Annotated in this window: 25 protein-coding genes; 15 read left to right on the forward strand and 10 right to left on the reverse strand. The window is 70.7% G+C overall.

What is annotated here, in order from left to right; genetic code table 11:
* The first annotated feature begins 38 nt into the window (after window positions 1-38).
* Together KOI35_RS21955 and KOI35_RS21960 are read left to right on the forward strand one after the other, a co-directional pair.
* On the forward strand, window positions 39-551 hold the full coding sequence (locus KOI35_RS21955) for a SigE family RNA polymerase sigma factor (protein WP_215789354.1): 513 nt from the start codon (window positions 39-41) through the stop codon (window positions 549-551).
* Window positions 548-1,744, forward strand: coding sequence for a WD40 repeat domain-containing protein (locus KOI35_RS21960; protein ID WP_215789355.1), 1,197 nt, complete (start codon window positions 548-550; stop codon window positions 1,742-1,744). The genes KOI35_RS21955 and KOI35_RS21960 overlap by 4 nt, the downstream gene beginning before the upstream one ends.
* Here the strand turns inward: KOI35_RS21960 and KOI35_RS21965 are convergent.
* Together KOI35_RS21965 and KOI35_RS21970 are read right to left on the reverse strand one after the other, a co-directional pair.
* A complete protein-coding gene (locus tag KOI35_RS21965; RefSeq protein ID WP_246613457.1) occupies window positions 1,736-2,881 on the reverse strand; it encodes an NAD(P)/FAD-dependent oxidoreductase in 1,146 nt (381 codons plus the stop codon). The genes KOI35_RS21960 and KOI35_RS21965 overlap by 9 nt on opposite strands.
* The gene (locus KOI35_RS21970; RefSeq protein WP_215789357.1) at window positions 2,878-3,543 is read right to left on the reverse strand and encodes a GntR family transcriptional regulator; all 666 of its coding nucleotides are present in this window, start codon (window positions 3,541-3,543) and stop codon (window positions 2,878-2,880) included. The genes KOI35_RS21965 and KOI35_RS21970 overlap by 4 nt, the downstream gene beginning before the upstream one ends.
* A gap of 42 nt (window positions 3,544-3,585) precedes the next feature.
* On the opposite strand from KOI35_RS21970, the gene KOI35_RS21975 reads away from it, so the two are divergent.
* Window positions 3,586-4,446 carry an ornithine cyclodeaminase family protein gene (locus KOI35_RS21975; RefSeq protein ID WP_215789358.1) on the forward strand — a complete coding sequence of 287 codons (861 nt, stop codon included), beginning with the start codon at window positions 3,586-3,588 and terminating at the stop codon, window positions 4,444-4,446.
* A complete protein-coding gene (locus tag KOI35_RS21980) occupies window positions 4,443-5,303 on the forward strand; it encodes an LLM class flavin-dependent oxidoreductase (protein ID WP_215789359.1) in 861 nt (286 codons plus the stop codon). Before KOI35_RS21975 ends, KOI35_RS21980 begins: the two co-directional genes overlap by 4 nt.
* Before the next feature lie 9 nt (window positions 5,304-5,312).
* Here the strand turns inward: KOI35_RS21980 and KOI35_RS21985 are convergent, their stop codons facing one another.
* The 4 genes from KOI35_RS21985 to KOI35_RS22000 form a co-directional block, all read right to left on the reverse strand.
* Window positions 5,313-6,581 (reverse strand): Nramp family divalent metal transporter, encoded by a 1,269-nt coding sequence (locus KOI35_RS21985; RefSeq protein ID WP_215789360.1) that lies wholly within the window; start codon window positions 6,579-6,581, stop codon window positions 5,313-5,315.
* Between the two features lie 62 nt (window positions 6,582-6,643).
* On the reverse strand, window positions 6,644-7,573 hold the full coding sequence (locus KOI35_RS21990) for a ferritin-like domain-containing protein (protein WP_215789361.1): 930 nt from the start codon (window positions 7,571-7,573) through the stop codon (window positions 6,644-6,646).
* A gap of 381 nt (window positions 7,574-7,954) precedes the next feature.
* Window positions 7,955-8,599: a flagellar brake protein gene (locus KOI35_RS21995; RefSeq protein WP_215789362.1), complete on the reverse strand. Its 645-nt coding sequence runs from the start codon at window positions 8,597-8,599 to the stop codon at window positions 7,955-7,957.
* Between the two features lie 66 nt (window positions 8,600-8,665).
* On the reverse strand, window positions 8,666-9,622 hold the full coding sequence (locus tag KOI35_RS22000; RefSeq protein ID WP_215789363.1) for a proline racemase family protein: 957 nt from the start codon (window positions 9,620-9,622) through the stop codon (window positions 8,666-8,668).
* Between the two features lie 109 nt (window positions 9,623-9,731).
* Between KOI35_RS22000 and KOI35_RS22005 the strand changes: the two genes are divergently transcribed.
* From KOI35_RS22005 to KOI35_RS22055, 11 genes are all read left to right on the forward strand, one after another.
* Window positions 9,732-10,379: a GntR family transcriptional regulator gene (locus KOI35_RS22005; RefSeq protein ID WP_215789364.1), complete on the forward strand. Its 648-nt coding sequence runs from the start codon at window positions 9,732-9,734 to the stop codon at window positions 10,377-10,379.
* Entirely contained in the window at window positions 10,376-11,170 is a 795-nt protein-coding gene (gene proC, locus KOI35_RS22010; RefSeq protein ID WP_215789365.1) for a pyrroline-5-carboxylate reductase, read from the forward strand. The genes KOI35_RS22005 and proC overlap by 4 nt, the downstream gene beginning before the upstream one ends.
* Before the next feature lie 78 nt (window positions 11,171-11,248).
* Window positions 11,249-13,258 carry a hydantoinase/oxoprolinase family protein gene (locus KOI35_RS22015; protein WP_215789366.1) on the forward strand — a complete coding sequence of 670 codons (2,010 nt, stop codon included), beginning with the start codon at window positions 11,249-11,251 and terminating at the stop codon, window positions 13,256-13,258.
* Window positions 13,258-14,925: a hydantoinase B/oxoprolinase family protein gene (locus KOI35_RS22020; protein ID WP_215789367.1), complete on the forward strand. Its 1,668-nt coding sequence runs from the start codon at window positions 13,258-13,260 to the stop codon at window positions 14,923-14,925. The genes KOI35_RS22015 and KOI35_RS22020 overlap by 1 nt, the downstream gene beginning before the upstream one ends.
* Entirely contained in the window at window positions 14,922-15,902 is a 981-nt protein-coding gene (locus tag KOI35_RS22025; RefSeq protein ID WP_215789368.1) for an ABC transporter permease, read from the forward strand. Before KOI35_RS22020 ends, KOI35_RS22025 begins: the two co-directional genes overlap by 4 nt.
* Before the next feature lie 14 nt (window positions 15,903-15,916).
* Complete coding sequence (locus KOI35_RS22030; RefSeq protein WP_215789369.1) at window positions 15,917-16,900, forward strand: sugar ABC transporter substrate-binding protein; 984 nt, start codon at window positions 15,917-15,919, stop codon at window positions 16,898-16,900.
* Window positions 16,897-18,141, forward strand: coding sequence for a metal-dependent hydrolase family protein (locus tag KOI35_RS22035; protein ID WP_215789370.1), 1,245 nt, complete (start codon window positions 16,897-16,899; stop codon window positions 18,139-18,141). Before KOI35_RS22030 ends, KOI35_RS22035 begins: the two co-directional genes overlap by 4 nt.
* On the forward strand, window positions 18,125-18,892 hold the full coding sequence (locus KOI35_RS22040; RefSeq protein ID WP_215789371.1) for an ATP-binding cassette domain-containing protein: 768 nt from the start codon (window positions 18,125-18,127) through the stop codon (window positions 18,890-18,892). The genes KOI35_RS22035 and KOI35_RS22040 overlap by 17 nt, the downstream gene beginning before the upstream one ends.
* Window positions 18,889-19,641, forward strand: coding sequence for an SDR family NAD(P)-dependent oxidoreductase (locus KOI35_RS22045; protein WP_215789372.1), 753 nt, complete (start codon window positions 18,889-18,891; stop codon window positions 19,639-19,641). Before KOI35_RS22040 ends, KOI35_RS22045 begins: the two co-directional genes overlap by 4 nt.
* Window positions 19,642-19,663: 22 nt before the next feature.
* Window positions 19,664-20,341: a GntR family transcriptional regulator gene (locus KOI35_RS22050; protein WP_215789373.1), complete on the forward strand. Its 678-nt coding sequence runs from the start codon at window positions 19,664-19,666 to the stop codon at window positions 20,339-20,341.
* A gap of 90 nt (window positions 20,342-20,431) precedes the next feature.
* Window positions 20,432-21,217: an SAM-dependent methyltransferase gene (locus KOI35_RS22055; RefSeq protein WP_215789374.1), complete on the forward strand. Its 786-nt coding sequence runs from the start codon at window positions 20,432-20,434 to the stop codon at window positions 21,215-21,217.
* On the opposite strand, the gene KOI35_RS22060 is transcribed toward KOI35_RS22055, so the two are convergent.
* Genes KOI35_RS22060 through KOI35_RS22075 form a run of 4 tightly spaced genes read right to left on the reverse strand, consistent with a single transcriptional unit; the run spans window position 21,214 to window position 23,845 of the window.
* A complete protein-coding gene (locus KOI35_RS22060) occupies window positions 21,214-21,543 on the reverse strand; it encodes a transcriptional regulator (protein WP_215789375.1) in 330 nt (109 codons plus the stop codon). The genes KOI35_RS22055 and KOI35_RS22060 overlap by 4 nt on opposite strands.
* Window positions 21,540-22,226, reverse strand: coding sequence for a hypothetical protein (locus KOI35_RS22065; RefSeq protein ID WP_215789376.1), 687 nt, complete (start codon window positions 22,224-22,226; stop codon window positions 21,540-21,542). The genes KOI35_RS22060 and KOI35_RS22065 overlap by 4 nt, the downstream gene beginning before the upstream one ends.
* A gap of 33 nt (window positions 22,227-22,259) precedes the next feature.
* Entirely contained in the window at window positions 22,260-23,270 is a 1,011-nt protein-coding gene (locus KOI35_RS22070; protein WP_215789377.1) for an MBL fold metallo-hydrolase, read from the reverse strand.
* Window positions 23,267-23,845 carry a TetR/AcrR family transcriptional regulator gene (locus KOI35_RS22075; RefSeq protein WP_308121111.1) on the reverse strand — a complete coding sequence of 193 codons (579 nt, stop codon included), beginning with the start codon at window positions 23,843-23,845 and terminating at the stop codon, window positions 23,267-23,269. Before KOI35_RS22075 ends, KOI35_RS22070 begins: the two co-directional genes overlap by 4 nt.
* Window positions 23,846-23,925 lie beyond the last annotated feature (80 nt).

The raw sequence follows: 23,925 nt of genomic DNA on the forward strand, positions 1-23,925 counted from the left end.
GGCCCGTTGGCGTTAGGGACGGGTGAAGGGGGTGGCGGATGGCTGACGACGAGGACTTCCGGCTGTTTGTGCGGGAGTGTTCACCGGCGTTGTCGCGCCACGCCTATCTGCTGACCGGGGATCACCAGCTTGCCGAGGATCTGCTGCAGAGTGCGTTCGCCAGCGTCTACCGCCACTGGCGGCGGGTGCGCGACGACAACCCGGCGGCCTATCTGCGGCGGGCCATCTATCACCAGCATGTGAGCTGGTGGCGGCGCCGCCGTGTGCACGAGCACCTGACTGGGGCGCCGCCCGAGCGTGGCGAGAGCGACCCGGCCGAGGACGCGGCTCTTCGGGTCAGCCTGGGGCAGGCGCTCGCGGCGCTCAGCCCCAAGCAGCGCGCGGTCATTCTGCTGCGCTTCTACGACGACCTGACCGAGGCTCAGGCCGCCGACGTGCTGGGGGTGCGGGTCGGCACCGTCAAGCGCCACGCCCACGACGCCCTGCGACGGCTGCGGGAAGTGGCGCCCGGCCTGCTCGACGAAGACGCCGGTGAGAGGAGTCCGCGATGAGTGCCCGTCTGCGGGAGGAATTGCAGCGCGAGGCTGCGGCGGCCAAGACCTACGACGCGTACGGGGGAAGCCTGCGCAAGGCCAGGCAAAGCCGCCGCCGGACCGCCGCTGTCTGGGCACTGCTCGTGGCGGCGCTGGCGTTCCCGCTGACAGTTCAGATGCCGGCTGCGGACGGGGGCCAGGTGTCGCTGCCCGATCGGCTGGCGCTCCCGGCGTACGGCTCGCGCGGGGTCTCGGGGATCGACGCGGCGTCGGTGGTCTATTCGGGGTACGGCTGGCGGTTCGGTCCGCTCTTCGACGACCACGACACGTACGCGCTGGACGGCGCGACCCGGGAGGACTACCGGACGCTGCACACCGGTCTGGTCGACGACGCGGTGCTGCTCTCGCCCGACGGTTCCGCGCTGGCCGTGCCCGACCGGCTGATCGATCTGCGCACCGGGGCCGAGCGTGCGCTGCCGGGCGCGCCGCTGGCCTGGTCCCCGGACGGCGGCCGGCTGGTGACCGACGACGGCACGCTGCGGATCGTCGAGGTGGCCACCGGAGTCGCGGTCGACCTGGCCGCGACGCCCAGCGAGACATCGGCCGCCTGGTCGCCGGACGGGACCCGCCTGGCCTACGTGGCTACCAGCCACCTGACGGTGGTCGACCCGGGCGGCCGAAAGCAGAAGGAGTTCGCGCTGGGGTTCGACGGTCAGCTGGCCGGCAAGGGGGCATGGACGCCGGACGGCCGCGCGGTGGCCGTCCGGGAGCAGGCGCGGGACTGGAAGCCGCGGTGGTTCGATCCGGTGGCCGGGCGCGAGGTGGACGGCCCGGCCCTGCCCGCGGTCGACGGCACCGTCTATGACAGCCGGCTGCTGGGCTGGCGCCCGGACGGCAGTGCCGTGGTCTTCGTGCTCGGCGACGAGCCGCGGCTGCTGGCGTTGACTCCCGGCGCGACCCGGCCGGCGTCGGTGATGGCGCTGCCGTCCGCGGTCAGCTATCTCGACCTGGCCGACGGCGCCCTCGAATCCGGAGCCGTGCGGGCCGGTGACCCGCCGTTCCCGATCGGGCCGCGGCTAGCGGTCCGGCTGCTTGTCGGCGCGCTGGTCGTGCTGGCGATCGGCTGGGGCGTGCGCGCGCTGGAGCGCCGCGCCCGCACCCGCCGCGTGGTGGCGATCCCGTGGGAGACGACCCACGGACCGCTAGTGTGACTCGGCCAGCAGGGTGGGGCGGTCGACCGCGAACGCGGCCGCGTCGAGCGAAACGGGACGGCCCACCATCAGGTCGGTGAGCAGCTCGGCCGTCGCGGTCGACAGCACGATCCCGGCGCCTTCGTGGCCGGTGGCGTGCCACAGGCCGGGCCGTCGCGGGTCGGGCCCGATCACCGGCAGATGGTCGGGGACGAAGGGCCGGAATCCCCCGTACGCCCGCATCACCGCGACGTCGGCCAGGAACGGGAACAGGACCAGCGCCTTGGCCGCCACCGCGGACAGGACGCGCGCCTCGATGCTTTCGTCGAAGCCGCGGCGCTCGCGGGACGAACCGATCAGCACGGTGCCGCCGGCCGTGGACTCGATCACGCTGGACGTCTGCAGGGAGGCGTCGTTGGAGCCGACGGCGCCGACGTAGTCAGCGTCGTAGACCTTGTGGTGGATCCGCTGCCGCATCCGGGTGGTGACCAGGATCGTGCCGCGCCTCGGGCGTACGGGAAGAAAGACCCCGAGACGCTCGGACACCTCGCCCGACCAGGGTCCGGCGGCCACCACCACATGGTCGGCCTCGATCGGGCCGTCGGACGTCAGCACGCCGCTCAGGCGGTCACCGGAAAGCAGCGGGCCCAGCACCTCGACGCCCTGGCGCACGGTCGCGCCGTGCTGCTTGGCCAGCGCCAGCAGCGCCTCGGTGGCGATCGCGGGCTGCACCTGGGCGTCCTGCGGGTAGAGGACCGCGAGGGTGTGGCCGGGGTTGAGGTCGGGCTCGTGATCCAGCCCGTTGACGACGGCCGATTCCACACCGGCGGTGCGCTGAGTCTCAGCGAACGCCTGCAACGCGGTCGCGCCGGCTGGGGTCGTGGCCACCACGAGACCGCCCTTGGCCTCATATTCGATCGAGGGAAACTTGTCCGAAATTTCCGGCAGAAGTGACTGCCACAGGGTCAGCGAACGCAGTGCGAGGTCGAGTTCGGCGCCGGGACCCTTGTCGGAGACGAGCAGATTGCCCTCACCGGCCGCGGAGGTGCCCCCGGCCGAAGCGGAACGATCGAGCACGGTCACGGAAACCCCGGCCAGCGCGAGCTCCCGGGCCACGGCCGCGCCGACGATGCCGGCCCCGACGACGACGACCCTCATTCGGACCGTCCGCTCCACCAGCCGGTGACGTGACCCAGATGGCGGCGCATCAGTTCCTCGGCGGCGGCGCCGTCACCCGCCTCGAGCAGGTCGAGCAGCGTCAGGTGCTCGAGTGACGACTCGGCCAGCTCGGGCGAGCCGAGCATGGTGGCCAGCCCGACCAGCCGGGTCTGCTGACGCAGGTCGCCGACCAGGGTGACCAGCCGGTCGTTCCCGGTCAGACTGAGCAGGTGCAGGTGGAAGGTGGTGTCGGCGGCCAGATAGGTCGGCAGGTCGGACGCGTCGGCGCTGGTCACGATGGCCTCGGCCTCGGTCCGCAGCTGGGCCAGGCGATCGGACTCGAGCCGCCCGGCCAGCAGCCGCATCGGGGGAGCCTCGAGCCACTGCCGGATCTGCACGATCTCGTCGAGGTCCTGCCGGCTCACCTCGGTGACCCGGAACCCCTTGTTGCGGGCGATCTCCACGAAGCCACGCTTTTCCAGATTCAGGAGCGCTTCCCGTACGGGCGTGGCCGACACGTCGAACCGGGCGGCCAGGGTCGGCGCCGTCAACATGGTGCCGGGAGCGAATTCGCCGGAGACGATGGCCGACGCCACGGCGTCCTCCACGTGCTGCCGGAAGCTGCCGGCGGTCCGCAGCGGGCCGATCAGCGGTGACGTCATGGCTGGTTGCCTCCCTCGGTGGTATGTGACATGGTACAGCCCATGATTGCGGCTGAACAGGTGGCGGAGCTGGGCTTTCCGCGGGCGGTCGCCGCACTGCGCGACGCCCTGGCCGCCGGGCTCGACCCCGAGGCTGAGCCCGCGCGCGTGCCGGTGCGGATGGGCGGCGGCGAGCTCCTCGTCATGCCGTCGTCCGACGCGCGTGTGGCCGGCGTCAAGCTGGTCGGCATCGCCCCGGACAACCCCGCGCTCGGTCTGCCGCGCATCCACGGCGTCTACGTTCTGTTCGACGCACCCACGCTGGTGCCGCGGGCCATTCTGGACGGTGCCGCGCTGACCTCGCTGCGCACCCCCGCCGTGTCCGCGCTCGGCGTCGATCTGGTGGCCCCGCCCGCCGCGAGCCGGCTCGTCGTCTTCGGCACCGGTCCGCAGGCGCTGGGCCACGTCGAGGCGATAAAAGCAGTCAGACCCATTTCCCACGTACGGGTGGTAGGCCGCTCACAGGCGCAGGCGTTCGCCGACCGCATCGGGGCCGAGGTGGCCGGCCCGGAAGCGGTGGCCGACGCCGACATCGTGGCCTGCTGCACGACCGCGCGCGAGCCGCTGTTCGACGGCCGTCTGCTGCGCGACGACACCGTGGTGGTGGCCGTCGGCTCGCACGAGCCCGGGGCCCGCGAGGTCGACACCGAGACCGTGCTGAAGTGTGGTGCCCTGGTCGAGTCGCGCGCGGTCGCGCTCCGCGAGGCCGGTGACCTGATCCAGGCGGGCGTCGGACCCGACGATCTGGTGACGTTCGCCGACCTCGTACGGGAAAAGACCCCGGCCCGTCCCAGGCTCGTCAAAACTGTCGGAATGGGCTGGGAGGATCTCGTGATCGCCGCAGCCGTAGTGGAGGCCTCATGACCGAGTTGTCGGCTCTCGTCCTGCCCGATCGTCACCCCACCAGCGCCTGGCTGGCCGAGGTGGTCGAGGCCGAGCGGGCCGGGGTGTCCACCGTGTGGACGTACGACCACCTGACCTGGCCCCTGCTCAAAGACAGTCCCTGGTACGGCTGTGTCCCGCTGCTCGCGGCCGCGGCCGGCGCCACCGAGCGGGTCCGCCTCGGCGTCCAGGTGGCCACGCCGAACTATCGGCACCCGGTGCCCTTCGCCAAAGAGCTGATGACCCTCGACCAGCTCAGCGGCGGCCGTCTCGACGTCGGTCTGGGCGCCGGCACGGAAAATCTCGACGCCTGGGTGCTGGGCGACGAGCCGTTGACCCCGCGCCAGCGAATGGATCGCTTCGGCGAATGGATCGGCCTGCTCGACACGCTGCTGACCCAGGACGTGACCACGGTCCGCGGTGAGCGCTACACCGCGGTCGACGCCCACCAGTTGCCCGGCTGCGTGCAGACCCCGCGGGTCCCGTTCACGGTGGCCGGCACCGGCCCGCGCTCACTGGCCCTGGTCGCCCGGTACGGCCAGTCGTGGGTCACCTACGGCCCCTACGGCCCGGCCGTCGCCGCCGACGAGTGGTTCGCCGCCCTCGAGAAGCAGTCGGCCCAGCTCGACAAGGTCCTGGACGGCCGCAAGATCCGCCGGGTCGTGAACGTGGCGCTGGAGACGTACTGGCCGTTCGAGAGCCGCGACCGCTACGCCGACACGGTCGGGCGCCTGGCCGCGCTGGGCTTCGACGAGGTGAGCGTGCACTGGCCCCGCCCCGACGGCCGCGGCGTCCCGGCCACGGCGCTGGCCGACGTGCTGGCCGTGCACGGTCTCTGAGCGGCCCGCTCAGAAGAGCTGCTGGGCGAGCAGCAGCAGGTTGAGTCCGCTGAGGACGGCCACGACGACGCTGATGCCGGCGACGGTGAGCCGGCTGTTGACGTGTTCGCCCATCAGGCTGCGCCGGCTGGTCAGCACGAGCAGGCCGACCAGCGCGAACGGGATGCCGAAGGACAGCACGACCTGGCTCAGGACGAGCGCCTGGGTCGGGTCGATGCCGGAGCAGAGCAGCGCCACGGCCGGGGCCATGGTGATCGACCGGCGGAGCGTCAGCGGGATGCGCGCCCGCAGGAAACCGTCCATCACCATCTGCCCGGCCGCGGTGCCGACGCTCGACGACGCGATACCCGAGGCGAGCAGAGCGGCGGCGAAGGCCAGCGCGGCGCCTCCGCCGACCAGACGGCCGAGGTCCATGTGCACGGCGTCGAGGGTGATGGCGACGCCGGCGCCGTCGTGGTGGAACAGCTTGGCCGCGATCGCCAGCATGCTGAGGTTGACCAGGCCGGCCAGGCTCATGGCGATGGCGATGTCCATCCGCTCGAACCGGAGCAGCTGCCGCTTCTCGGCCGGTGACCGTCCGGCGGCGCGCCCGCACATCAGGCCCGAGTGCAGATAGATGGCGTGCGGCATGACGGTCGCGCCGATGATGCCGACCGCCAGCAGCAGGACGTTGTCGCCGCCGATGCTGGGGAGCAGGCCGTTCAGACTCTCCGAAGGCGACGGCGGGACGCGCACCGCCAGATAGAGGAAGCCGCCGCAGATCATCGCGAGCATCGCCCCGATCGCCAGCTCGAACGGCCGGTAGCCCCGGTTCTGCAGCGCGAGGACCGCGAACGAGATCACGGCGGTGATCGCCGCGGCCAGCGGCATCGGGATGCCGAACAGCAGATAGAGGCCGATGGCGGCCCCGACGAACTCGGCCAGGTCGGTGGCCATCGCGACGATCTCGGCCTGGGCCCACATCACCCACGAGCGCGGCCCGGGATAGGTGTCCCGGAAAGCGTGCGGCAGGCTCTTGCCGGTGGCCACGCCGAGCTTGGCCGAGAGGAACTGGATGGGCATCGCGACCAGGTTGGCCAGCACCACGACCCAGACCAGCTGATAGCCGGTGCTGGCCCCGCCGGCGAAGTTGGTGGCGAAGTTGCCCGGATCGACGTAGGCGATGGCCGCGACGAACGCCGGGCCCAGGGCGGTTGCGGTACGCAGACGGGCCGGCCGGACGCGCGGGCGCCCGGATCCGGGCACGACGAGCGCGACGGGATTCGGTGACTGAGCCATGTCGGTGTGTCTTCCTCCGGTGCGGGCGGGCCCGCCGATGACGGCGGGCCCGGCGACATTGCTCAGGAACTGGTGTTCAGCGAACCGTTGACGCCCCAGGGATAGAAGCCACCCTTGGTGACCTTGTTCGGGTTGAGATAGACGATGTTCAGCACCCGGTCGTACGAGCGGCTGAAGTTGATGCCGTTCTTGTCGGTGGGGTTGATGTTGGCCATCTTGGGGCCGCCGATGCCCTGGTCGTCGTCGCCGTTGCCGTCCAGCATGTTGCGGGCGGCGGACAGCTTGGCGACCTGCGCCCCCATGTCCTTCTCCCACAGCGACGAGCGGATCGTCGCGGCGTGGTAGGCCTCGGCCGAGAGGATGCCGGCCGCCGCCTCGAGATAGGTCTTGTTGGTGATGAGCGGCGCCGCGCCCTTGTAGGCGGTCACGCCGACGTCCTCGAACAGGAACGCGGCCAGCAGGAAGTTGTTCTCGTTGGCGTACGGGTCGAACACGTCGTGCATCCCGATCAGCTTGGCCGCGCGGGCCGCGGCGGTGAAGCTGTCCCGGATGTTGATGGCCGGGCGGGAGACGGCGGCCGAGCCGAGCGCGCTCCGCAGGAACTTGACGTGGGCCAGTTCGTCGGCGGCGATCTCGGTGGCGTACTGGCGGATGCGGCTGGTCTTGAACGGCACCTGCTTGCCGCCGGTGACCCCACCCCGGCGTCCGGTGCCGGTCGTCATGCCGTCCGACAGGCCGTGCCCGTGCACGGCGTACGAATAGAACTCGGCCTCCAGGTATTCCAGGTTGAGCGCGAAGTTCAGGACGGCGCCGTCGCTGGGCCCGGCCATGGCTTCGGTCCCCGCTTCGGCCAGGGCCGTTCCGGAGCGGAGGACACCGGCCCCGGCGATACCGAGCCCGAGGGCCCCGGCGCTCTGCAGGAACCGGCGGCGGTCGGTGGCGTTCTCGGCGCTGCGGGTGATCATGTCCCCGACAAGCTTCTTACCGAACATGTCTTGCTCCCTCAATGCGGATAGCAGCGCGCCCGTGTTGGCGGGCGTGAGGGGGTGCCGGGCTCGCCGTCCATATTGGACATAGCGTCGCCACGTGTGGTCACGGTGAGGACGAGCGGGAGAGAGCCGCGCGGGATCCGTCGCGGTGGAGAGGAGGCTGAGCGGTGACTGCCCGGCGGGCCCGGCAGAGACGAGGACCGGCCTCGGTCTTGCGGAACTCCGATCCGTCGGCGTGAACGCTGGCACCCAGATCGAAGGTACGAGCACCGGCGATCCGTGTCTGCCGGACCCGAAAATCTCTCACCTGGATGCGGGTGGCGCGGCCGGCGACGGCGACCCGGTTCACGCCGTTCCAGTCGGCGGCCATGAAGGCCCTGAGGTTCAGCTCGCGCGCAGGCGGCGGTCGGCGATCTCCCACTCCATGATGTAGTGGCGGATCATCCGGGCCAGGCTCTCGGGCGTGTTGAAGGTGAGCACGATGTGCTGGCCCGGGTCGCCGTGCGGGGCGTCGCGCACGGTGTAGACCGTGCCCTCCACCTCGAGTTCGCCGGCCGTGCCGAGCGGCACCGACGCGGTCAGGCGGTCGCCCGGGGCCAGGGCCGTGGGCTCGTCCATCCAGCAGCGCAGGCCGCCCTCGCTGATGTCGAGCAGGGCGCCCTCGGCGTCGGTGGTCTCGGTGGTGAGGCGGACGGCGGCGCCGCCCCCACCGCGGACGTACTCACGGCGGTTGCTCTGCCGCGGCGCCTCGGTCGGGGCCAGCGTCCAGCGGTAGGGCGCCTCGTCCGACACGGCGACCAGACGGGTCGGCAGCACGATGCGGGTGCGCGGCGGCGCCCAGAAGACGTCGAACTGGCGGCCCGGCGTGAGCCCGGCCGTCTCGGTCGTCTCGAGCGGCGCGGCCACCGTGAAGGTGTCGCCGTCGACCGATTCGAGGCGGGACCGGAAGTTCACACCCTCGCCGAGCACGAGGAACATCGGCGTGCCGACGGCGGGCAGATCGGTGGCGACGGAGACGGCAGCAGTCATCAGAGAGGCACCTCGGGCAAGCGGGGATCCGGTCGAGGACTCTGATCGGCCGCGGGTGCCACGAGGTTAGCTTTCCGGTGCGGAGATGCGGTCGACGGCCGGGACGAAGAAGCCGGACCGCAGCGGGTCGGTGGGGGAGTAGAGCAGCGTCGTCCGGGCGGTCAGCCAGGCCGAGCCGGTGATCTCGGGCTGGACGGCTCCCTCGGCGGCACCGGCGATGCGGCCGGTGAAACGGGTGCCGGTGATGCTCGTGAACTCGTACGGAACACCGACCGAGGCCAAGCCGCGGGAGTGCATCAGGGCCAGCCGTGCGCACGTGCCGGTGCCGCACGGTGAACGGTCGAAGCCGAGCGCGTCCGAAGTGGCCATGTTGGTCAGGTTGTCGCCGATGAAGAGCGTCTGCGTCGGCACGACCGGGCCACCGGCCAGGGCGGCGCGGATGTGGGAACCGGCCGCGATCAGCGCGTTGACCCGGTCGAGGTGGAGTGGCACGGGAAGTTCGGCCACGGCGTACCAGAGGCCGCCGTAGACCAGGGCGACCCGAGCCGTGCCGAGCCCGGGCACCTCCACGGGGATGTCGTCCTGCAGAACGTAGGAGGGGGCGCCCTGGAAACGTACGGAAGAAACCTGGCCGTCGGAGACCGAGGCGTGCGCGGTGATCAGGCCGGCCAGCGTCTCGATGCGCAGCGTCGGCGACGAGACGAGACCGGTCTCGAGCAGCGTCGTGACCGTGCCGATCAGCGCGTGCCCGCACATCTCGAGCGGCCCCAGCGCCGACAGGATCAGCAGCGACAGGTCGGCGTCGGGGCGGGTCGGCGGCAGCACGATCGTCGCGTGCGAGGGGGCGTGACCCCGGGGCTCGCCCACCACCATGCCGATCAGGTCGGGCCACGCCGCGTACAGGGAAGCCTGTTTCTCCGCCAGCGTGGAACCGGTCAGCGGAGGCAGCCCACCGGTGATGACCCGGGTCGGTTCCCCGGCCGTGTGCGAATCGATCGCGCTGATTTCCTGGCGGTGACGCACCCGAAACCTCCCCGGCGGCGTTAACAAACTTTCTGTCGACACGATGTCGACACGTAATATATCAGCGAGTACGGTGCTTCCTACAAGCCACGGAGCAGGGGAGACACGGGTGAGCGGCCAGTACTCGAGCGAGGCCCAGCGGTGCTACGGCATGCTGCGCGACCGGATTCTCGACGGTCGCTACGCCGAGGGCGCCATGCTCAACCAGCTCGAGATCGCCACCGAGCTCGGCACCTCGCGCTCGCCGGTGCGGGAAGCGATCGCCCGGCTCGCGGCCGACGGTCTGGTCACCGACATCCCGGGTCGCGGGGCCCGGGTGGCCACCCTCTCGGTGCAGGACTATCTCGAGGTCAACCAGCTGCGCTGGCTGCTGGAGAGTTTCGCGGCCCGGGTCGCGGCGACGCACATGCCGATGGAGCTGATCGAGAGCTTCCGGGCCCGGCTCGAGGTGATCGAGGAGCCGGGCGAGCTCGAGGCGCTCGACCAGGAGCTGCACCGCGCGATCGCCGCGCACTGCGGCAACACCCGCATGCGGGAGTACATCGAGCAGCTCAACGGCATGATGACGATCGCCCGGCGCCGCGACGTGGCCGGCGAGCACGACCACATGGTCGACGGTCTGAAAAACCTGATCGAGGCGTTCGCCGTACGCGATCCCGACCGCGCCGAACTCCTGATGCGCGAGCACATCGGCAGTTTCACCACGCGCCTGCCCGGCCTGGTCGAAGCTCCGTCGACCCTGCGGAGGCTGCTGTGACGACCGTGGCGATCATCGGTGGCGGCACGGTCGGCGGCGCGCTGGCCGGAGCGATTCTGCGCGGGGGCCACCCGGCCGATCAGCTGATCGTGACCGTACGCCGCGAGGAGCACGCGGCCCGGCTGCGCGCCGAGCTCGCCTGCGAGGTGCTGCTCGACAACGCCGAGGCCACCCGCCGCGCCGACGTCGTGATCGTGGCGACCAAGCCCCAGGACATCGGCCCGGCCCTGGAAGCCGCAGGAACCGGCCGGCTCGTCGTCTCGATGGCGGCGGGCGTGACCACGGCCGTACTGGAAAAGCGTCTCGGTCCGGAATCCCGCGTCGTGCGGGTCATGACCAACACCGGGCTCATGGTGGATCAGGCGATGAGCGTGATCTCTCCGGGCCGGCACGCCACCGAGGCCGACCTGGACCTCGCCGAGACATTGCTGACGAGCGGAGGCCGGGTCATCCGGCTGCCCGAGGACCAGCAGGACGCGGTCAGCGCCCTGTCCGGTCACGGCGCCGCCTATCTGTACTTCATCGTCGAGGTGCTGACCCAGGCCGGCGTCTACGCGGGGGTCGCCCAGCCGATCGCCCGTGAACTGCTGATCCAGACGATGACGGGCGCGACGACGCTGTTGCGCGAGTCCGGGCAGCATCCGGTCGAGCTGCGCGAGGCGATCATGAGCCGCGGCGGCGCGACGATCAGCGCCTTCCGCGAGATCGAGCGGCACAACGTCCGTGACGCATTGTTCGACGCGGTCATGGCGGCCACCCGAAGAGGCGCGGAGCTCTCCGAGCTCGCCTGAGACGAAAAACGAAGAACGAAACGCGACCTGTAGCAGGCCGCTCGACAGCGCATGCCCAAAAGAGCACGGAGGAGTTCCATGTCCGAGCAGTTCCGGGTCGCGGTCGACATCGGCGGGACCTTCACCGACGTCGTCGTCTACGAAGAGACGAGCGGGCAGTTCCGCACCGGCAAGTCCCCGACCACCCCCGACGATCTGGTCCGCGGTGTCGTCGAGGCGATGAACGCCGTGGTCGACGATCCCGATGCCGTCCGCTCGTTCGTGCACGGCACCACGGTCGGCCTGAACGCGCTGCTGCAGCGCCGCGGCGAGCGGGTCGCGCTGCTGGCCACCAAGGGTGTCGGCGACAGCTATTTCATCGCCCGTGGCCACCGCCTGGACATCTTCAACATCCACCACGTGCGTCCGACGCCGCTGGTGGCCAAGCCCGACCTGATCGAGATCGGCGGCCGGCTCGACTGGCAGGGCGACGAGAAGACCCCGCTCGACCCGGCCGACCTCGAGCGGGCCGCCGCCTACATCCGCGAGCAGGGCATCCGCTCGGTCGCGATCGCGTTCCTCTTCTCCTATCTGGACGGTCGCCACGAGCAGGCCGCCGCCGACTACCTGAGCGCGGCCCTGCCCGGTGTCACGATCACCATGTCGCACGAGGCGGCGCGGGAGTGGCGGGAGTACGAGCGCACGTCGACCGCGGTCCTCAGCGCCTACAGCGGACCGACCGTCCGCGATTATCTGTCGCGCCTGGAGAAGGGGCTGGCCGAGAAAGGCATTTCCGCTCCCGTACGCGTGATGCAGTCCAACGGCGGCATCATCGGTATCGCCAAGGCCCGGACCCAGCCCCTGCAGACGTTCTTCTCCGGTCCCGTGGGCGGGGCCGCCGGGGGCGAGGTTCTTTCCGCCCGTACGGGCCGGCCCAACCTGATCTGCGTCGACATGGGCGGCACCAGCTTCGACATGAGCCTGATCGTGGGCGGCAAGCCGGAGATCCTGCCGCACGCCGACATGGAGAGCTTCCCGGCGCTGATGTCGGTCGTCGACATCAAGACGATCGGGGCCGGCGGCGGCTCGGTGGCCTACGTCGAGGCGGGCGGCCTGCGGGTCGGCCCCGAGAGCGCGGGTGCCGTGCCCGGTCCGGCCTGCTACGGCCGCGGCGGCACCCAGCCCACGGTCACCGACGCCAACCTGCTGCTGGGCCGGATCGACCCGGGCGCCTTCCTGGGCGGCAAGATGCGGCTCGACGTCGATGCGGCCAAGACCAGCATGGACGCGCTGGCCGGGGAGCTCGGCCTCGACCCGTACGCGCTGGCCGAAGGCATCGTCGACGTCATCAACGCCAAGATGGCCCAGGCGATCCGGGCCATCACGGTCGAGCGCGGCATCGAACCGCGGGACTTCTCGCTGGTCGCCTTTGGCGGTGCCGGCGCTCTGCACGCGGCCGCGCTGGCCGAGGCCCTGGCCATCGGCGAGGTGGTGGTGCCCGCGCTGCCGGGCGCGTTCTCGGCCTGGGGCATGCTGCAGTCGCCGCTGCGGCAGGACTTCACCCGCAGCTTCTTCCGCAAGCTGGACGACCTGTCGCCGGCCGCTCTGGACGAGGCGTTCGCGCCGCTCGAGGCCGACGCCCGCGAGGCCCTGCGCACCGAGAACGTCGAGTCGGCCGAGGTCGACTTCCGAAGGCAGCTCGACACCCGCTACGTCGGGCAGGAGCACACCATCACCATGGCGCTCACCGAGACCCTCGTAGACGACTTCCACGAGGAATACCGCCGCCGCTACGGCCACGCGAGCCCGGGCGCGCCCCTCGAAGTGACGACGGCCCGGCTCACGCTGCTGGCCGATGTGGACTTCCCGGCCGTGTCAGCGCTGGCGGAAGAGGCCGTACCCGAGCGGGACCTGCCCACGCAGACGGTCATCTTCGGCCGCCGCTCGCATGACACCGCGCGGATCGACCGCGACGCGCTCAAGGTCGGCGAACGCCTCACCGGCCCGCTGATCATCGACGAACCGACCTCCGTGACGATCGTCCCGCCCGGCTGGGTGGTGTCGGTCGACGGCTTCAAGTCCCTGATCCTGACGAAGGACGCCGCCTGATGACCGTTTCCGACCCGATCACCAACGAGATCATCCGCAACTCGTTCCTGGCCATCGCCGAGGAGATGAACAACGGCCTGGTCCGCTCGGCGTTCTCGCCGGTCATCTACGAGTCGAAGGACTCGGCCGTCGCCATCATCGACGCTCAGCACCGGGTGCTCGGCCAGTCGTCCGGCATCCCGCTGTTCCTGGGCAACCTCGAGCACTGCACCAAGGTGACCGAGGAGATGTTCGGCCGCGACGCGTGGCAGGACGGCGACATCTGGATCATGAACGACTCGTACATCTCCGGCACCCACCCGCACGACGTCACCGTCTATGCGCCGCTGTTCTACCGGGGCGAGCTGGCCGGCTTCGTGGCGTCGCGGGCGCACTGGCTCGACATCGGCGGCAAGGACCCGGGCGTCGCCATGGACTCGACCGAGATCCAGCAGGAGGGCCTGCGGATCAAGCCGATGAAGATCGTGCAGGGCGGCGTCGAGCGCACCGACGTGATCGAGCTGATCGTCGGCAACACCCGCTTCCCGGTCTCGTGCACCGGCGACCTGCGGGCCCAGTTCGTGGTGGCCGAGCTGGGCAGTCGCGGGCTGGTCGAGCTGTACGACCGCTACGGCCGGGACGTCGTCGAGACCGCCGCCGAGGTCATGTTCGCCCAGTCCGAACAGCAGAACCGCGAGGGCATCGCGAAGATCCCGGACGGCACCTACTCGGCCGACGGCTACCTCGACAGCGACGGCATCTCCGGCGTTCCCGTACGGGTCGAGGTCGTGATCACGGTGGCCGGCGACGCCATGACGATCGACGTCACCGGTTCCGACGACGCCGTACGCGGTCCGATGAACTGTGGTGCCGTGCAGACCGTGTCGGCCTGTCGCCTCGGCTTCAAGTACCTGATCAACCCGGAGCAGGCGGTCAACGGCGGCACGTTCGCCTGTCTCGACGTCAAGGTGCGGCTCGGCTCGGTGCTGGGCGCGCAGGAACCGTCGCCGTGCCAGTTCTACTTCACCCCGCTCGGCCTGCTGGTCGACCTGATCGTCAAGGCGCTGTCGCCGGTGCTGCCCGAGCTCGCCGCGGCCGGCCACTACGGCGACGGCATGATCCTGCAGTTCTCCGGCACGGATCCCCGTACCGGAAACAAGTTCATCGAGAACGAGCCGCACGTCGGTGGCTGGGGTGGAGCACCGAGGAACGACGGCGCCGACGGCATGATCTGGGCGATGTCCGGCGCGTTCAAGGACATGCCGATCGAGGTGTTCGAGACCAAGTTCCCGGCCACCATCAACGAGTACGCGTTCCGGCCCGACACCGGCGGCGCGGGCAGGTTCCGCGGCGGCTGCGGTGTCGTCCGCGAGTACACGATGCTGCTCGACGACTGCGACCTCAGCCTGTGGCTGGACCGCTCGCAGACGCCGGCCTGGGGCATCGAGGGCGGCACGGCGGGCGCGGCCCCCGACCTGATCATCAATCCGGGGCGCGACGACGAGCGCCGGATCATGAAGGTCAACCGGACCCGGCTCCGGCGCGGCGACACCGTACGGCTGATGACCGGTGGCGGCGGGGGCTACGGCGACCCGGCCGAGCGCTCTCACGCGGACATCGCCCGGGACATCGCGGCCGGCTACGTCAGCGCTTCCGCGGCGCGCGAGCTCTACGGCTACGACGCATGACCAGCCTGACCGCGCGCGTGCCGGAACGCGTCCGCACGCCCTTCACCCACGTGCCGGGTGCGCTCTGGATCGTGCTGCTGTTCCTGATCATCGCGAGCACGATCAACCCGTTCTTCGGCACCGCGAACAATCTGCGCGAGATCGTCATCCAGTGCGCGGTGCTGGGCATCCTCGCCTGCGGCACCTCGCTGCTGCTGATCGCGGGCCTGATCGACTTCGCCATCGGGGCCGAGGTCTCGCTGGTCACCGCGGTCACCGGCAGCATGCTGATGGCGGGCGACCCGCTCGTGCTGTGCCTGGCCGCCGGTGTGCTCACCGGGGTCGCCGCGGCGGGCCTGCAGGGGCTGGTCGTGGCGGTGTTCAAGGTGACCCCGTTCATCGTCTCGCTCGGGGCCAGCACGGCGTACCTCGGCCTGGCCCTGCTCGTCGCCAACGGCCGCCCGTTCTCGATCGGCAACAACCTCGAGAACTACGGCCTGGGCAGCACCTTCTCCATCCCGAACGTCGTCATCACCCTGATCGTGGTGGCGCTGCTGTTCATCGTCCTGCTGCGGTGCACCCGGTTCGGACGGCACATCTACGCACTCGGCGGCAGCGAACGCGCCTCGTTCCTGGCCGGCGTCCGGGTGCAACGTCTCAAGCTTCTGGCCTACGTCATCGCGGGTGTCACGGTCGGCGTCGCCGGCATCACCCTGATGGCCCGGGCCGGGACCGGCTCGCCCACCATCGGGACGGGATACGAGCTTCAGGCACTGGCGGCCGCGGTCATCGGCGGCACCAGTTTCAGCGGCGGCCGCGGCACGGTCGCGGGCACTCTCATCGGCGTCGTCCTGCTGATCTCGATCGGCAGCCTGCTCGCCCTGATGAACGTGTCCGGGTCCGTCACCAACGTCGTCACCGGGGCGATCGTGGTGGTTGCCGCGATCGTCGATCAAGTCCGCTCCGGAAAGTTGCGACTCGTCAACACCCTCGCCTGAATCCGGGAGTTCCCATGAAGAAATTCCTTTCCGTAGCCGCGATCGCGGCCCTCATGTTCAGCGTCGCGGCCTGCTCCTCCTCCTCTTCCTCCTCGTCGGAAGAACCGGCCGCCGGAGCCTCGGCCAAGCCGCTCAAAGTCGCCCTGATCAACGGCGTGCTCACCGGCACCCAGTCGCAGTGCGCCTTCAGCGGCACCAAGCAGGTCCTCGCGGCCGGCGGGCACACCTGGGCCGACAGCAGCAGCGCCTACAACGTCGAGAACGAGCTGCGCAACGTGCAGTCCGCGATCACCCAGGGCGTCGACATGATCATGCTGTGGTCGGCGTTCCCGCAGTCGGCCCAGGCCGAGGTGCGCGCGGCCAAGGCGGCCGGCATCCCGATCTACCTGTTCTGGAACAACCCCGGCGCCGACGTCAGCGCCGACGACCTGCTGGGCAGCGCCTACTACGACTTCAAGGGCTCGGGCGTGGCCACCGGCAAGTGGATCGCCGACAACGTGCCCAACGCCAAGGTGATGGAGCTGACCGGCTCGCTCGGCTCGGGCACGGCCGAGGACATCATGGCCGGCACCAAGGAGGGCATGGGCTCGTCCGGCGAGGTCGTGGTCAGCCAGGACGCGGCCTGGGACTCGGCCAAGGCGGCGTCGCTGGCGCAGAGCCTGCTGCCCAGCCACCCCGAGGTCAACGTGATCGTGACCCACAACGACGACATGGCCCTGGCCGTGATCCGCGTCGTCAAGCAGCTCGGCCTGCAGGACAAGGTCAAGGTGATCACCGAGTCGGTCTCCGGCGACGCCGGTATCGCCGCGACCAAGAGCGGGGACATCCCGTTCGCGGCGCTCGACCCGCTGGCCCAGTACGGCATCGACGCGATGACCGCCGCCCTGGCCCTCAAGACCGGCGGGACGGCCGAGAAGGCCATCCAGATCGGCCCGTCGCACTACGACACCGCGGCCAACCCGGACCTGGCCTTCTGCAACCAGGAGTACATGAAGTGACCAGCCTTCTGATTCGCGACACGTCGGTGATGACCTGCACCGACGAGAGCGTCCAGGAGCACGTCGACGTCGAGGTGGAGGCCGGCCGCATCGTCGGCCTCCGCCCGGCGGGGCGCGCGGTGCCGGCCGGCACGACCGTGATCGACGGTGCCGGCCACACCCTGCTCCCGGGCCTGCTCGACGCTCACGTGCACATGGCGCTCATCGGCCCGGCCGGCGACCACGGCGACGGCTCCTGGATCTCGCACGTGCTGCGGGTCAAGGGCGTCATCGAGGACACCCTGCTCGAGGGCTTCACCACGGTCCGGGACGCGGGCGGGCTCGACCCGGCGTTCGCCCGGGCCGTCGACGCCGGCCAGATCCGCGGACCCAAGATCTTCCCGTCCGGCTCGGTGATCTCGCAGATCGGCGGGCACGGCGACCTGCGCGAGGCGCACGAGGCGGTGCACCGGGGCGCGTCCATCCCCGGCCTGGTCGCCCGGCCCGAGGTGGTCAACGGCGCCGACGAGGTGCGCCGGGTGGCCCGCGAGCAGCTGCGCAAGGGCGCGACCCAGCTCAAGATGTTCACCTCGGGCGGCGTGCTGTCGCCGACCGACCACTGGACGCACACCCAGTTCCAGTTCGACGAGGTGCGCGCGGCCGTCGAGGTGGCCGAGGCGTGGGGCACGTACGTGCTGGCCCACTGCCACTCGGCGTCGGCGCTGATGCAGGTGATCGAGGCCGGGGTGCGCTCGATCGAGCACGGCAGCCAGGTCGACGAGCGGATCGCCGACGAGATGCTGCGGCGCGACGTGTGGCTGGTGCCGACCCTGCAGATCCTGCAGATCATCGAGGCCGACCCGGCGCTCACGCCGGACCAGCGGGTGGACATCAACGCCATCATCGACGGCAGCCGCAACGCGGTGCGGATCGCCTCGGCCAAGGGCGTCGGGATCGGCTCGGGCAGCGACCTGGTCGGCCCCGACCAGACCGGCCGCGGGCTCGAGATCGTGCTCAAGGCCGAGCTGATGGGCGCGGCCAAGGCGATCCTGAGCGCGACCCGGGACAACGCGCGGCTGGTCCGGATGCAGGACACCATCGGCACCATCGAGGCGGGCAAGCAGGCCGACCTGGTGCTCGTCGCCGGCAACCCGCTCGACGACGTGAAGCTGCTGGCCAGTGGGACCAACATCCCCGTGGTGATCCGCGCCGGCGAGATCGTCAAGGACACGGCGGGGATGGCCCATGACAGCGATTCTTGAGGTCGAGAACGTCACCAAGTCGTACGGGGCCACCCAGGCGCTCAAGGGGGTCAGCTTCAGCCTCTCGGCCGGGCGCACGCTGGCCGTGGTCGGCGACAACGGGGCCGGCAAGTCGACCCTGGTCAAGATCCTGACCGGGATGTTCCCGCCGACCACAGGCGGGCTGCGCCTCGACGGCGAGCCGGTCACCTTCAACAACCCGCGCGACGCGCACCGGGCCGGCATCGAGGCCGTCTTCCAGGACCTGGCCCTGGTGCCCAACCTGGACGTGGCCGGCAACTTCTTCCTCCGCCGCGAGATCATCACGCCGTCCTGGCTGGGCCCGTTCGGTGTGGTGCGCAAACGCAAGATGGCCCGGGTCGCCAAGGAGTCCGTGTCCGAGCTGCACATCCGGATCCCGGGCATCGACGGCCAGGAGATCTCCAAGATGTCCGGCGGGCAGCGGCAGTGCGTGGCGATCGCGCGGGCCGCGTACTGGGCCGGACGGGTCCTGATCCTCGACGAGCCGACCGCCGCGCTCGGGGTCGAGGAGAGCGGCGAGGTGCTGCGGGTCCTCAACACGATCAAGAAGGAACGCAACATCGGCCAGCTCGTCATCAGCCACAACATGGAACACGTGTGGGCGGTCGCCGACGACATCCTGGTGCTTCGCCAGGGTGCGCAGCAGGCCCTCCTCCGCACCGCCGACACCACCCCGTCCGAGGTGGTCGGCCTGATCACCGGCGCGCACCAGATCAAGGAGAAAGCATGAGACTGTCCGGCAAGATCGCCGTCGTAACCGGGGCGTCGCGGTCCATCGGCAAGGCCATCGCCCTCGGCTACGCCGCCGAAGGGGCGTCGGTGGTCGTCGGCTACCGGTCGGACTCCGCCGCGGCGGAATCGGTCGTCAAGCAGATCGAGGACGCGGGTGGGCAGGCCCTGGCCGTGCAGGGCGACACGTCCCGGTCGGCCGACGTCGAGCACCTCATGGATGCCACCCTCGAACGTTTCGGGCAGATCGACATCCTGGTCAACAACGCCGCCGTGCTCAAGCGGACCCCGTTCCTCGAGATCACCGAGGACGAGTGGGACGAGATCATGTCGGTCAACCTCAAGGGCTATTTCCTCTGTGCCCAGGCCGCGGCCAAGCGGATGGTCCCGCGCAAGTCGGGTGTCATCATCAACATGTCGTCAGCCAGTGAGCAGCTGGCCGGCATCAACCTGGCCCACTACTGCAGCGCCAAGGGCGGCGTCCGGCTGCTGACCCGCCAGCTCGCGCTGGAGCTGGCGCCGCACGGCATCCGGGCCAACTCGATCGCCCCCGGCCTGATCGAGACCGACCTCAACCGGCACGACATCGCCGACCCGGCGTTCCGCGAGTACCGGCTCGGGATGATCCCCCTGCAGATCATCGGCGTGCCCGAGGACGTCGTCGGCGCGGCCGTCTTCCTGGCCTGCGATGAATCGCGTCTGGCGACAGGGAGCACACTGTTCCTCGACGCCGGGCAGACCATCGCCTGACCTTTCCTGCGAGGAGAGAGCTTTGCTCCCGACCGGGCACCCCCTGGGGCCGACCGAGTCCGACCGGGCCTACCGCCAGCTGCGCGACCTCATCCTGCGCGGGCAGCTGGCGGCCGGCACGTCGCTGGTCGAGGCCGACCTGATGGAGCGGCTGGCCGTGGGTCGCACGCCGCTGCGCGAGGCGATCCGCGGCCTGGCCGGCGACGGCCTGGTCGAGGTCATCGGCCGCCGGGGCACCTATGTGACGCACGTCGACGTGCGCAACTGCGCGCCGCTGCTCGACCTGCGGCTGGCGGTGGAACGGGCGGTGGCCGCCTCGGTGTCGGCCAACGCCCGGCCCGCCCACATCCGGGAACTGGGCGAGTTCCTCGACGACCCGTCGTCGCTGGACGACCTGGACTTCGACGCCGGCTTCCACGACCGGATCCTGCTGATGTGCGCCAACCCCTACATCACCCCGATCTACTGGCGCCTGGTGGCCGAGAGCATGCGCCTGCTGGCCGCCGTGCAGGCGCCGCTGGAACCCGTGCGGGAGTTGCTGCCCGAGTTCCGGCGGGCCCACCAGGCCCTGGTCGACCGGGACGCCGCCGCGCTGGAAGACGCCCTGATCACCCACGTGATGACGTTCCAGAGCCGGTTCAACGCCGCGCTGACCGGGCTGCCCGCGGCGATCCGTTCGGCCGCGATGTCGACACCGTGACCCGGGACCAATAGTTTCAGAATTCCCAGAGTCCACAGTGGTCGACAAGTTGCACTACCCTGACCGTCACTCGAACGGGAGGGGCAGACCATGGCCACCGACGGCGCACCCCAGCTGGACACGAGCGTCCCGCACAGCGCCCGCGTCTGGAACTACTGGCTGGGCGGCAAGGACAACTACGCCGTCGACCGTGAAGTGGGCGACAGCGTCCTCGAGGTCTTCCCGGCCATCGCGGAGAATGCCCGGTCGTGCCGTGCCTTCCTGGCCCGTGTGGTCGGCTACCTGGCCGGTGACGCCGGGATCCGCCAGTTCCTCGACATCGGCACCGGCCTGCCCACGGCCAACAACACCCACGAGGTGGCCCAGCGGGTCGCCCCCGCGTCGCGCATCGTCTACGTCGACAACGACCCGCTGGTGCTGGTGCACGCCCGGGCCCTGCTCAGCAGCGGGCCCGACGGCGTCACCGACTACATCGACGCCGACCTGCGCGACACCGCGACGATCCGCGCCGAGGCGGGCCGCACGCTCGACTTCGAGCAGCCGATCGCGCTGATGCTGATGGGCATCCTGGGTCACATCGAGGACGACGACGAGGCCCTCGCCGTGGTCGGCCGGCTGGTCGACCTGCTACCCGCGGGGAGCTGTCTGGCCTTCTACGACGGCACCGACACCAGCGAAAAGATCGTCGAGGGGGCCAAGGTCTCCAGCGAGGGCGGCCACACCTACCACCTGCGCAGCCCCGCACGTATTGCGCGCTTCTTCGACGGGCTCGAGCTGGTGGAGCCGGGAGTGGTGTCGGTGTCCGAATGGCGCCCGGAGCCGGGTTCCGGCGAGGCGCACCAGGACTCGTACGGCGGAATCGGTCGGAAGGTTTAGGTTTTTTCCTCGACCCGGGCGATCAGCACCTTGAGGCGGCTGATCTCGGCGGCGAGGGCGGCGTCACCGGCCGGGGTCAGGGTGACCCAGGTGCGGCCGCGCTTGCCCTCGTAGCCCTTCTCGATGTCGATCAGACCGGCCGCCTCGAGCACGCTCAGGTGCTTGGACAGGTTGCCGGCGGTCAGGTCGAGCTGGTCGCGCAGATAGCCGAACTCGACCCGCCGGGCCTCGTGCCCGATGGCCAGGATGCCCAGCCGCACCCGCTGGTGCACGACCTCGTCGAGGCCGATGACCGGGTGGTCGGACGTGTCGGGCGAGGCGGTCACCGCTGCCCCGGACGGGCCCGGTGGAAGCCGATCGCGCCGGCCAGCAGGGCGGCGGCGACGATGAGCTGCGGCAGCACCGTCGAGAGCCGCAGCTGCAGGGCCGGGTCGGTCACGAACGGCACGTGGATGCCCTCGTTCGTCGGTACGACCAGCAGCACCAGCACAAGATAGCCCACGGTGAACCAGAACAGCGCGAGGTGGCGTTCGAGCCGGGCCAGCACCAGCAGCGCGAGCCCGATCAGACCCCAGGGCAGGACCAGCCGGTCCAGCACGATCCACCAGTACGGCATCGGGCCGCCGTCGAAGGGCGGGTTGTCCGGGAACCAGGCGGCCGCGGCCAGGGACACGGCCGTGATCACCACCGCGGTCACGGCGCCGGTGATCGCGTACGGCAGCACCCGCGTCCCCACCCCTCGGTCGCGGGCGGCCCGGATGTAGCTGACGGCGATCACCGCGTACGCGATCAGCAGGGCCGCCGGCCAGTAGTAGAACAGGCCCTGGCGCCCGAACATGCAGCCGGTGTCGTCGCACCGCACCCACATGAAGAGCAGGTCGAACGGGATCGCCACGAGGGTGGCGGCGGCCAGCACGGACAGCGCGACCCAGGTCCGGCGCTGGTCGCGGCGCACCTGTCCGGTCAGGGCGCGCACGTCGGAGAGCATGCGGGCGGCATCAGTAGTCATGGCCAATAGGTTTCCACTACAAACTGATTTGCGCTACCCCCTCCATTTGATCGGTTCGCGGCCGGTGGGGCGGACGGCGCCCGCGGCGGCCAGGTGGTGCAGGTGGGCGACGGTCTCGGCCAGGGCCATCCGGCGCATCAGGCCGTGTAGCGCGTCCCAGCCGCGCGACCAGGTGAGGGCGGCGGCGATCTGCCACGACGTCGGATCGCCGTGCGTCGCGATCACGCCCATGATCTCGTCGCTGCGCTTGTCGTGGTGGCGGCGCAGGCCGGCGGCGCGGGTGCCGATGCCGCGGAACCGGTATTCGTGGGCGGGCAGGGCCTCGTCGCCGGTGAACTTCGCGGTGCGGTCGAGCGAGCCCAGATAGTCGGTGAGCGGGTCGCCGTCGTCACCCGGATGCACGGCGATGTTCGGGCTGATGCGGGGGAGCAGGTGATCGCCGGTCAGCAGCACCCCGGCCTCGGCGTCGTGCAGGCACAGGTGACCCGGCGTGTGGCCCGGCGTCCAGACCGCGCGCACCTCACGGCCCGCCAGCGGCAGTCGGTCGCCGTCGTCGATCGCGCGGTCCGGTTCGGCCATCGCATAGAGGCTGTCCAGGCGATCCTGGGTGAGCCGCAGGTCTTCGGGGGCGCCGTGGCGGCGCAGCCAGCGCTCGCTGAAGCCGGGCGGCTGGTCGCGCCAGCGCCGTGCGGGAAGCCATGCGGCCTCGGCCGGATGCATGCCGATCCAGGCGCCGGAGCGCTCGCGCAACCATCCGCTGAGGCCGTGGTGGTCGGGGTGCACGTGGGTGAGCACAATGCCGGTGACCGGGCCCAGGTCGCGCAGGCCGGCGGTCAGGGCGGCCCGGCCCTCGGGGGAGTCCCAGCCCGGATCGACCAGCAGTACGCCGTCGTCGCGGCTCTCGAAGGCGTAGGCCAGGGTGTAGCGGAGCGGGTTGTCGGGGATGGGCACCGGGATCGACCACAGGCCCGGGCGCACGAGCTCGACCGGCGGCAGGACACGCTGCTGCCAGGCGTCGCGCTGGGCCGTGCCGGTGACGATCACGATCGCGCGAGCAGGAAGTCGACGAGGCGGCGGGCCTGCGTGCCGGTGTCGGCGGCCAGGGCGGCCCGCTTGTCGGGCGGGGTGGTCAGCGCGTGCATCATGGCCCCGCCGATCACGGTGTTGAGCAGCAGCGTGACCGATGTCGTGCCGGGCAGTTCGCCCCGGGCGATGCCGCGCCGGACGATGCCCCGCGCGGCCTGGATCTGGGCCCGGCGGATCGAGTCGTAGTGTTCGGCGATGCCGGGGATGGTCGCCGCCTCGAGGGTCAGGCGCAGCGCGGCCCGGCTGATCGGGCCGGCGTAGACGTCGAGGATCTGGGTCGCCAGCTCGACCAGGTCGCCGTGCAGGGTGCCGGTGTCGACGTCGCTGACGTGCGGCAGGCCGGCCGTGAGGGCGTCGGTGAGCAGCGCCTCCTTGCTGTTCCAGCGCAGATAGAGCGACGCCTTGCCGACCCCGGCCCGCCGGGCCACCGTCTCCATCGCGAACCCGGCCCAGCCGGCGTCGCCGAACAGGTCGAGCGCGGCGCGGGCGATCCGCCGGTCGACGTCGGGGTCGCGGGGTCGTCCTGTGCTCACTGTGCCCGGCCACCCCTCGAACATTGCTGAACGGTTACCGTCACGATACACTTTGGATAAGTAGACACCAACCGTTCAGT

Origin of the sequence: Paractinoplanes bogorensis (genome assembly GCF_018829635.1) — a bacterium.
In the GTDB taxonomy this organism is placed as follows: domain Bacteria; phylum Actinomycetota; class Actinomycetes; order Mycobacteriales; family Micromonosporaceae; genus Actinoplanes; species Actinoplanes bogorensis.